The sequence below is a fragment of the Microvirga aerilata genome (assembly GCF_016743775.1).
GTDB lineage: Bacteria > Pseudomonadota > Alphaproteobacteria > Rhizobiales > Beijerinckiaceae > Microvirga > Microvirga aerilata.
The window spans coordinates 1-9394 of sequence record NZ_JAEQMY010000131.1 but is presented as its reverse complement, the minus strand read 5'-3'; the positions used below and the strand labels follow the sequence as shown (position 1 = coordinate 9394).

The window sequence follows — 9394 nt, the reverse complement described above, 5'->3', positions numbered from 1 at the left end:
GATCGTGAGCGGGGGTGTTGCCGAAGGCTCCGTTGAACGAGCCGACGGGGGTCCGCGCCGCTCCGACGATGACGATGCTGTCTCGGGCCATGCCTCTCTCCTGTGCTGATCTGCTTGATGCTGGAACGAATGTAGTGCTTGTCCGATCAAATCCCCAGAGGGTGGGATGTCAAGGATAGGATCGTTCCGCGCGGCCTCAAGGCTCCTTAGACTTTTGGCGCTTTGATCGCCCGTCATTAGCCTTATAATCAAAGAGGGCCGGTTGACATTCCGAGGGATCGGGCAAGCCGGGCACGCTGGGTTTCTAGGATCGTAACGGGGCAACATGGCGACGGACAAGCAACCGACTGTCATCAAGAAATACGCCAACCGACGCCTCTACCACACGGGCACCTCGACCTACGTGACGCTGGAAGACCTGGCGGGCATGGTGCGCAAGGGCGATGACTTCGTGGTCTACGATGCGAAGTCGGGCGAGGACATCACCCGCTCGGTGCTGGCCCAGATCATCTTCGAGCAGGAGAACAAGGAAGGACCCAACCTCCTTCCCGTCACGGTCCTGCGCCAGCTGATCCGCTTCTACGGGGACAGCATGCAGGCGCTGGTGCCGAGCTATCTCGAATTCTCCATGAACAACCTGTCCCAGGAGCAGCAGAAGCTCCGGGATCAGATGGCGCAGGCCTTCGGCCCCGGGGCCTTCCAGGCCATGGAGGAGCAGGTGCGCAAGAACATGGGCTTCTTCACGGAAGCCATGCGGATGTTCTCTCCCTTCCCTCAAAGCCCGTCGGGCGCCTCCGAGGCGAGGCCTGCCCCGCAGGGCGAGAGCCCCAACGATCTCGATGCCCTGAAGCGGCAGATGGCCGACATGCAGGCCAAGCTCGACAAGCTGGCCAGCAAGTGACGCGGGCGGTCCGGGCGTTCAGGCCCGGGCCAGCTTCAGCAGCTGCTGAAGCCCGGCCGGTTGCGGCACGGCTGCAGGTTCGCCGAACAGCCCGCCCTGCAGGTAATCCACGCCCCATGCCGTGAGAAGCCGCGCGGTCGCCTCGTCGTCGACCCATTCCGCAGCGGTGGCGATGCCCAGGTGCTGGGCCGTGTCGATCAGGGTCCTGACGTAGAGCCGGTCGTCCGTGGAACGCTTGAGCGGCTGGATGAAGACGCCGTCGATCTTGAGGAGATCGACCGGCAGGGTCCGGAGCTGAGCCGACGGGACGTGGCCCGTTCCGAAGCCCGTGAGCGCCAGCGCCACCCCAAGAGCCTTCATGGCGTGAAGACGGCCCAGGGTCTTGCGGCACGCGGCGAGGGCGGCCTCGGGAATTTCCACGACGAGCCGCGATTCGATGCCCGGACGGGCGCCGAGATGGGCCGCCAGCATCGGCAGCCATTCGGCATCCTGCAGGGTCCTGGAGGAGACGGGCAGCGCCAGGCGCTCGCCGGGATGCCGGACAAGGTAGTCGGCCGCCAGTTCCAGCATGCGGCCGTCGACGAGGAGCGCGAGATTGGCCTCCGCCAGCCCCGGCACCGGACCGAGCGGAACCAGGCCGCCTTGGGCGCCGGGACGGGACGCGCAGGCCTGCGTCAGGGCGGGAGCGCGGGTCTGCGCCTCCACCATCGGCTGGCAGGCCAGCGTGAGGCTGCGGTCGTTGAGGGCGGCGACGATGTCGAACGGGGCCTGCTCGGCGGCCCGGGGAGCCGCAGCGGGGCGGCCGTCGTACAGCGCGGCCGCCTCATGACGGGTGCCGCCCGTCTCAAGCGCCTGTTCGGCGAAGCGCAGCAGCTTGGTGGCCTTGAACGTGTGATCCGGCGAGCAGGCCGCCCCCAGCCGCAGGGAAGGTGCTGCCGGATGATCCTTCACGAGCCCCATGATCCGCCTCATGGCGCTTGGCGCGTCCGCGGCCGGGCAGCAGGTGAGCGTCAGGGCGAACCGGTTCGGTTCGAGAACGGCGAAATGATCGGGACGGCGCATCATCGGGCGGAGCTTGCGGAGGATCTCCCCCATGGCGTCGGCCTCGTCCTCGAGCGCACCCACGATCAGGGTGCAGGTCTGGGAAACCCGAAGGGCCTCGTTGATGCTGTCCTGGATGCGGCACAGGAGCTCGGAGCGGGCCTTCAGCCGGACGGGCAGGAGATCCCGCGAACTCGAGGCCAGGTCGACCCGCAGCTGGCCTCGGGCGAAAGCCGGGCGCCCGTGAGCATCAGGCTGCCAGCGGCCTGCATCCTGCACCATCACCACGCGGTCCGGCTCGAACCGCAGGGCATAGCGGGTGTCATAGGCTCCCGGAGAGCCCTCGGACGAGCCTTCCGGGGAGCCGATCGCGTCCTGTCGGGACAGGCCGCATCCCGCCTCCACCAGCTGAGCGAAGGCCTGTCCGGTTTTCGGCAGGTCCTTGGGAGGAAGCCCGAGCACGTCGGAGGCGTTCGGCCCCCAGGCCAGCAGGTCCGAGATCATGTCCCAGGCATAGGTGACGCCGGCGAGAGCCGTCGGGGGCGATCCGGATGTGTTGCGGGCTTGGCGCTTGTGGGACGACTGGGAAGCGCCTTTGAAAAGTCCCATCCGGCCATGCCGCTTCGTCGCCATCACGCTTCACCCTCGACCATACGCAAAAATCGGGGCGGCGGGGGCGCATGGTTCGCAAGCCCGGCCGAAGCCCCGAAAAACAAGGGATGCAGGATCGGCGGTCAGGCTTAACGAACTGTAAAATGCGATGGAAAATCAGAATCCTCGGGGGCTGGGCCCTGGGGATTGCGGGCATAAAAAAACCGGCGCTGAACGCGCCGGTTTCGTTTGTTGCATGCCGCGTTGCTTACGCGTCAGCCTTCACCTTCAGAACCTGACGGCCGCGATACATGCCGGTCTTCAGGTCGATGTGGTGAGGACGGCGCAGCTCGCCGGAATCCTTGTCCTCGCTGTAGGTCGGGGCCTTCAAGGCATCGGCGGAGCGACGCATGCCGCGCCGCGAGGGCGACGTTTTTCTTTTAGGAACGGCCATTTACTCGTCTCCGGTCAAAATAGCGGAGCGCCCGCTCAACCGGGGAACGCTCACATCTCAAACTTGATGAGGTTGCGCCTCATACTAGGTCTTCACGGAAATATCTAGTCCCTCCGGGCAATCTGAAGGTTTTTCATTGCCGCAGGGCCGATTTCGGCGGGTGGGCCGATGAGCGTCACGGCTTGAGGCAGCCGCTGAAGGGGGCGGCCCCCGCCATGCGCGCCTGCAACTGCCCCGCCAGGGCCCGGTGGCCCGGCCTGGGGCGGGCCGGGTTGCGAACCAGGGGATTGGGCAGGGCGCGGGCGAGAAGCGCCGCCTCCTGGCGCGTGAGGTTCTTGGCCGATTTCCGGAAATATGTCTGCGCGGCCGCCTCGGCCCCGAAGATGCCCTGACCCCATTCGGCGATGTTGAGATAGGCCTCCATCATCTGGCGCTTCGACCAGATCAGGTCGAGATACAGCGCGATCGGAAGCTCCAGGCCCTTGCGCACATAGGAGCGGCTCGGCCAGAGAAACAGGTTCTTGGCCACCTGCATGGGAATGGTCGAGGCGCCCCGGGACGGACCGTCCTCGTCGGCGGCTTCCACCACGTCCCGCAGGGCGTCCCAGTCCACCCCGTTGTGCATGCAGAAGCGGCTGTCCTCGGCGGCGAGAACCGCCAGGGGGAGGTTGGGCGAAATCTCGTCCATGCCTTTGAAAACGCGCTCCACGGGCTGCAGGGTGAGCCAGCGGCCCAGCATGAGGGTGGAGACCGGAGGCACGGCCCAGTACAACAGGCCTAGCCAAAAGACCGCGCCGACCCATAAGAGGATGAGACCGAGGCCGATCTGGACGAAGCGGCGGAGAAAGCGGGCGGCCGTCATGGGCTCCCGCGGCCGGCCCGACCGCAGCGTCCATGCGGACTTCGATTGTTCACCTACGTTCCCCTCGGGCGGAGCGGCGGCCCCACCCGAATCCAGGCTCATCATGACGCCATCCATCAGCACTTTCACAACACGGCTCTCTGACGCCGCGAGGATTGTCGAAGCAAGTCTCGAAGCCTTGCTATCAGACAAACCCGCTTCCGGCGAGATTGCCCGGCCCCCCCGCCTCATGGCGGCCATGCGTCATGCCGCCCTAGGGGGAGGCAAGCGCCTGCGGCCCTTCCTGACCCTCGAGGCGGCCCGCCTCTTCGGCCGGGAGGGCGAGGGGCCCTTGCGCGCGGGCTGCGCCGTCGAGCTGCTCCATTGCTATTCCCTGGTGCATGACGACCTGCCCTCCATGGACGACGACGACCTGCGCCGGGGGCGGCCCACCGTTCACAAGGCCTATGACGAGGCCACCGCCATACTTGTGGGCGACGCCCTGCAGACCCTCGCGTTCGAGGTGCTCGCCGATCCGGCGACTGCCCCCGATTCGGCCATCCGCTCGGATCTCGTGCTGGGGCTCGCCCGCGCGTCCGGGCTCGGAGGCATGGTGGGCGGCCAGCTGCTCGATCTGTCGGCGGAAGGGCGCTACGGGCCGGCCGAGATGGACGAGGCCGATGTGCGGCGCCTCCAGATGATGAAGACGGGCGCGATCCTCACCTTCTCGGTGGAGGCGGGAGCGATCCTCGGGCAGGCCGACCAAGCGGCGCGGGGCAGCCTCGTGGAGTACGGGCGCGCGCTCGGTGCCGCTTTCCAGGTGGCGGACGACATCCTCGACCGGGAAGCCTCGGCGGAGGCTTTGGGAAAGCGCACCGGCAAGGACCAGGACAAGGGAAAGGCCACCCTTGTCGACCTGCTCGGAATGGAGGGCGCGCGGCAGGAGTGCCGCCAGCTCGTGGAAAGGGCGGACGCCGCCCTTGACGCGTTCGGCCCCCGGGCGCAGACCCTGCGCGAGGCGGTGCGCTTCGTAGTCGAACGCCAGGTCTAAGGTCAGGGCATCGAGCGGGCGGCTCCGGCGGAGCCGCCCGCCATGACGGCTACTGCGCCGCCGCGCGAAGACCGGAGCGCTCGCTCAGCTTCGTGGCATGGTCGATCACGTGGTAGATGTAGTTCTGCTCCACCACGCCGGCGAACAGGTGAGCCCAGGGGCCGCCTGCAAAGATCGCCACATCCTCGCCGCCATGGGTTTCGCTGTCGAGCGGCACCAGGGATTGCTGCTTGTAGTCCGGTGCCGTGGTGTTGGTCGGAACCGGACGTGGCTCGCCCTCCTTCACGGCGCCGGGACCGTTCGCATAGCCCAGGGTCGTGAACGGCTTGCCGTCCTTACCGAGCTTGGGCTTCCCATCCGGCTCGACGATGGTTTCCAGGATCGGGTTGCCGCGCTTCGGATAGCCCGCGATGGTGAACACGTGGCTGTGGTCGGCGGTGACGACCACGAGGGTCTCCGCAAGATTCACCTTCTCCAGGGCTGCTTTGACGGCATTGTCGAAGGCCACCATGTCTTCGAGCGAGCGATACGCATTGCTGTCGTGATGGGCGTGATCGATGCGGCCGCCTTCGACCATGAGGAAGAAGCCGTTCGGGTTCTGACTCAGGATGTCGATGCTTTTGACCGTCATCTCGGCCAGGGACGGCTCGCCGCCGTTGTCCTTGGCCCGATCGGCCTCGTAGCGCATGTGCGAACGCTCGAAGAGCCCGAGCACATGCGGGGTCTTGGGGTCGATCCTGTCGAACTGCTCCTTGTTCCAGAGGAACGTGCCGCTGTTCGAATAGCGGCTCTGCCATTCCTGGACGAGGTTGCGCCCGTCCTTGCGCGAGCCCTTGCGGTCCGTATCCTCGGGATCGTTCATGGTCTCGGGAAGGAAGCGGTCGCGCCCGCCGCCGAGGATGACCTCGAACCCGTCCCCATGGGACCACGTGACGAGCTGCTGGGCGATGTCCTTGCACCCGGCCGCAATCGCCTCCGGCGTCATGTTCGCGTCTCCCTCCCAATCGCGATGGGCGGAATGCGCATACATCGCGGCGGGCGTGGCGTGGGTGATGCGGGCGGTGGAGACGACGCCGGTCGCCTGCCCGGCCCGCTCGGCCATGGCGGCGAGGCTCAGAACCTCCTTGCCCTTGGATCCCGCACAGTCTCCGACTTCAACCTCGCTGTTGATGCCGATGACGTCGTTACGCGTTTTCACGCCTGTCACCATCGCCACGGCGGTCGGGGCGGAGTCGGCGACCTGGGCATCATGGGTGTAGGTTTTGGACAGCGCCGCAAAGGGCAGCTTCTCCATGGTCAGGGAATTCGACTCCCCATCCACCCCTCGCTTCTGGCCCTCATAGATCCGGCCGGCCGTCACCGTGGAGATGCCCATGCCGTCGCCGACGAACAGAATGACGTTTTTCGCCCGATTGGTGTTTGGCGTGACCCGCAGGCGCTCCTGAAGGGCCGACTGGGCGGCCCGGAAATAAGAGTCGTTGAGCTGAGGCAGGGTGTTCTGGGCGTACGCGAGGTTACCTGTAGCGGCGAGCAACGCCGCGGCACTGACAAGACGTCTCATGGTTTCCTCCCTGGCTGCCCCGGGGCTCGGCGATCCGGGCAGGGGCAGACAAGGGTAAGTAGCTCTCGCGCCATCGCCGCCTAGAGCGTCGGTCCGATCCTTGAGCGGCGCATCGTGTCCGTAGGAGGCGAAGCGGGACCTTGCGCCTCAGGCTGTCGGCACCCAGAACGAGAGCTTCACGTGGCCGGGGCGGGTGGCATGCGGGAGGGTGCCTGCGGGCTGTCCGCCATTGGCGAGGATGACCTTTTTCGACCCCTCATTGTCGTCGTCGCACGTGATCAGCACCCGCGAGAAGCCTTCCTGGCGCGCAAGGGGCAGGATGAGCCGCAGCGCCTGGGTGGCATAGCCGCGCCTCTGCTTCCAGGGCACGATGGTGTAGCCGATATGGCCGAAGGCGGTGTTGGGCAGATCCTCCGTGCCCCTCTGGAAACGAAAGCCGATCCGGCCGCAGAACTCGCCGTCGGTGATCCAGAAATCGTGCGCCGGCAGGCGCGCAACCTCCCGCCCGTCCGGCAGCCGAACCATCGGGCTGTTGTACAGGTCGTGGAGAAAACGCTCGGGGTTGCGCCGGAGCTGCAGGAGCTGCTCGCCGCTCACGTCCTGGTCCGTGTTCGGGGACCAGCCCCGGGCGAGAGCGTGCTCGTAGGCAGGGAGCCAGTCCAGGCTCGGGCGAATGAGGGTGATGCCGGTCATGGAACCCCAAAACTGACACCGGGCCGCCCGAAGAGCAATGGCCTTACACGGTCACCTGCGTGCCGACCTCCACCACGCGTCCGGTCGGGATCTGGAAGAAGTCCGTCGCGTCGCTGGCGGATTTCGCCAGGCCGATGAACAGCTTGTCCTGCCAGAGCGGCATGCCCGACTGGCTCGCGGGACGGATCGACCGCCGGGAGAGGAAGAACGACGTCGCCATGATGTCGAACTTGAAGCCCTGCTTGCGCAGGATCGCGAGGCCGCGCGGGATGTTGGGCGTCTCCATGTAGCCGTAGCTCAGGCGGATGCGCCAGAACGAATCGCCCACATGCTGGATGGACACGCGATCCTCGTCCTCCACCCGGGGAACATCCTCGCTGCGAACGGTCAGGATCACGTTCTTCTCGTGCAGCACCTTGTTGTGCTTGAGATTGTGCAGGAGGGCCGCCGGCGCGGTGTCCGGATCGCTGGTCAGGAAGACGGCGGTGCCCTTCACCCGGTGCGGCGGGCTTTTTTCGAGCATCTGGACCAGCTCGAGGAAGGGCACGTCGACCTTGCGGGTCTTCTCGAACAGGATCCGGGTTCCCTTCACCCAGGTGAACATGAGCACGAAGAAGACCCCTGCAATCACCAGCGGGACATAGCCGCCGTCCAGGAGCTTGACGAGGTTCGAGGACAGGAACGTGAGGTCGATCAGCAGCAGGGGCACCATCACCAGGCCGGTCTTCACCGGTCCCCAGCCCCAGCTCCGGCTCATCACCAGGCAGGCCAGGATCGTGGTGACCACCATGGTGCCGAAGACCGCGATGCCGTAGGCGCTGGCAAGGCTGCTGGAGGAGCCGAACAGGAGCACGAGGCTGACGACCGCCGCCAAAAGGAGCCAGTTCACCCGGGGCAGATAGATCTGGCCCTGATGGGTTTCCGAGGTGAAGCGGACCTCGAGACGCGGCAGGATGCCGAGCTGCACCGCCTGCCGCGTCAGGGAGAACGCGCCGGTGATCACGGCCTGGCTGGCCACGATGGTCGCCAGGGTCGCCAGGATCACCAGGGGCAGGAGCAGCCAGGGCGGCGCCAGGAGGAAGAACGGGTTGGTGATGGTCTCGGGGTTCGACAGGACGAGGGCGCCCTGGCCGAGATAGTTCAGTGCCAGAGCCGGAAAGACCACGGTGCCCCAGGCTACCCGGATCGGGTTGCGCCCGAAATGGCCGAGATCGGCATAGAGCGCCTCGGCGCCCGTCACGGACAGGCAAACGCTGCCGAGGATGGCGAAGGCCGTTCCCGGATGCGTGACCAGGAAGGACACGCCGTAATAGGGATTGAAGGAGAGCAGAACCTCCCAGTCATCCGAGATATGGAACAGACCCAGGCCTGCCATGGTCAAAAACCACAACAGGGTCAGCGGGCCGAAGAAGGCCGCCACCTTGCCGGTGCCGCGGCTTTGCACGGCGAAAAGCGCGATGAGGATCGCCAGGGCGCCGGGCAGGACGTAGCTCTCGAAGGAAGGGGCGACGAGCTTCAGGCCCTCCAGGGCCGAGAGCACCGAAATGGCCGGAGTGATGGCGGCATCGCCGTAGAACAGGGCCGCTCCTGCCATTCCCATCATGAGGACGGGCAGGCTGCGGCGCCCGAGGGCGCGTTGCGCCAGCGCCACGAGGGTCAGCGAGCCGCCTTCGCCCTTGTTGTCGGCCCGCAGCAGGAGGAAGACGTATTTGATCGAGACCGTGAGGATCAGCGCCCAGAGCAGCAGCGACAGGATGCCGATCACCAGGTCTCGGGTCAGGGGAACGGGGGTTCCGTGGTGACCGCCGGTGGCCGCCATCACGGTCTCGCGCATGGCGTAGAGGGGGCTGGTGCCGATATCGCCATAAACGACGCCGATGGCGCCAAGGGTCAGGGTCCAGAAGCTCGCCTTGTGGTGCGCTTCCGGTAAGGTGGCCTCGGGGACCGCGGAATCCGCATGTCCAGGGGCGACAGCGTGCTGTTCTGCCATGTTGCTTTTCTTTGCGGATGTGCCCGCGGACGGCCCTTGTTGAATCACTCTTCGAAAACGACGAAGGGCGGCCCCTTCTCTGAGCATCGGACCCAGAAGTGCGGTCCATTTCTGGGATCCATCCGATGCTTTTCCTCGGTGGGCGCGTCGTGGGGGGGAAGGGGGGCCGGGTGGTTGCCGCGGCGGCCCCGCGGGCGGGGGGGCCGCCTCTCCCGGCGGGGCGGCCCCGCCCCGCTCGGGGCCCGGGCGGGGGGGGGGGGCAGGCCCCGGG

General features: G+C 66.6%; 8 protein-coding genes. 2 read left to right on the top strand and 6 right to left on the bottom strand.

The window, feature by feature from the left end; all coding sequences use genetic code 11:
- Window positions 1-325 precede the first annotated feature (325 nt).
- On the top strand, window positions 326-901 hold the full coding sequence (phaR, locus tag JKG68_RS29190) for a polyhydroxyalkanoate synthesis repressor PhaR (RefSeq protein WP_202065585.1): 576 nt from the start codon (window positions 326-328) through the stop codon (window positions 899-901).
- Window positions 902-919: 18 nt separating this feature from the next.
- On the opposite strand, the gene JKG68_RS29185 is transcribed toward phaR, so the two are convergent.
- From JKG68_RS29185 to mtgA, 3 genes are all read right to left on the bottom strand, one after another.
- The gene (locus tag JKG68_RS29185) at window positions 920-2551 is read right to left on the bottom strand and encodes an EAL domain-containing protein (RefSeq protein WP_210346486.1); all 1632 of its coding nucleotides are present in this window, start codon (window positions 2549-2551) and stop codon (window positions 920-922) included.
- 250 nt (window positions 2552-2801) lie between these two features.
- The gene (gene rpmF, locus JKG68_RS29180) at window positions 2802-2987 is read right to left on the bottom strand and encodes a 50S ribosomal protein L32 (protein WP_202065583.1); all 186 of its coding nucleotides are present in this window, start codon (window positions 2985-2987) and stop codon (window positions 2802-2804) included.
- A gap of 175 nt (window positions 2988-3162) precedes the next feature.
- The gene (mtgA, locus tag JKG68_RS29175) at window positions 3163-3849 is read right to left on the bottom strand and encodes a monofunctional biosynthetic peptidoglycan transglycosylase (RefSeq protein WP_202065587.1); all 687 of its coding nucleotides are present in this window, start codon (window positions 3847-3849) and stop codon (window positions 3163-3165) included.
- Window positions 3850-3952: 103 nt separating this feature from the next.
- On the opposite strand from mtgA, the gene JKG68_RS29170 reads away from it, so the two are divergent.
- Window positions 3953-4879, top strand: a complete 927-nt coding sequence (locus tag JKG68_RS29170) for a polyprenyl synthetase family protein (protein WP_202065581.1) — start codon at window positions 3953-3955, stop codon at window positions 4877-4879.
- 49 nt (window positions 4880-4928) lie between these two features.
- Here the strand turns inward: JKG68_RS29170 and JKG68_RS29165 are convergent, their stop codons facing one another.
- The 3 genes from JKG68_RS29165 to JKG68_RS29155 form a co-directional block, all read right to left on the bottom strand.
- Window positions 4929-6440 (bottom strand): alkaline phosphatase, encoded by a 1512-nt coding sequence (locus JKG68_RS29165; protein ID WP_202065579.1) that lies wholly within the window; start codon window positions 6438-6440, stop codon window positions 4929-4931.
- 147 nt (window positions 6441-6587) lie between these two features.
- A complete protein-coding gene (locus JKG68_RS29160) occupies window positions 6588-7133 on the bottom strand; it encodes a GNAT family N-acetyltransferase (RefSeq protein ID WP_210346485.1) in 546 nt (181 codons plus the stop codon).
- A gap of 43 nt (window positions 7134-7176) precedes the next feature.
- The gene (locus tag JKG68_RS29155; protein ID WP_202065577.1) at window positions 7177-9123 is read right to left on the bottom strand and encodes a potassium transporter Kup; all 1947 of its coding nucleotides are present in this window, start codon (window positions 9121-9123) and stop codon (window positions 7177-7179) included.
- Window positions 9124-9394 lie beyond the last annotated feature (271 nt).

Bases quoted from the DNA above. Each gene is read 5' to 3' on its own strand.
- phaR (WP_202065585.1), top strand. From the start codon at position 326: ATGGCGACGGACAAGCAACCGACTGTCATCAAGAAATACGCCAACCGA.
- mtgA (WP_202065587.1), bottom strand. From the start codon at position 3,849: ATGACGGCCGCCCGCTTTCTCCGCCGCTTCGTCCAGATCGGCCTCGGT.
- rpmF (WP_202065583.1), bottom strand. From the start codon at position 2,987: ATGGCCGTTCCTAAAAGAAAAACGTCGCCCTCGCGGCGCGGCATGCGT.
- JKG68_RS29160 (WP_210346485.1), bottom strand. From the start codon at position 7,133: ATGACCGGCATCACCCTCATTCGCCCGAGCCTGGACTGGCTCCCTGCC.
- JKG68_RS29155 (WP_202065577.1), bottom strand. From the start codon at position 9,123: ATGGCAGAACAGCACGCTGTCGCCCCTGGACATGCGGATTCCGCGGTC.
- JKG68_RS29165 (WP_202065579.1), bottom strand. From the start codon at position 6,440: ATGAGACGTCTTGTCAGTGCCGCGGCGTTGCTCGCCGCTACAGGTAAC.
- JKG68_RS29185 (WP_210346486.1), bottom strand. From the start codon at position 2,551: ATGGGACTTTTCAAAGGCGCTTCCCAGTCGTCCCACAAGCGCCAAGCC.
- JKG68_RS29170 (WP_202065581.1), top strand. From the start codon at position 3,953: ATGACGCCATCCATCAGCACTTTCACAACACGGCTCTCTGACGCCGCG.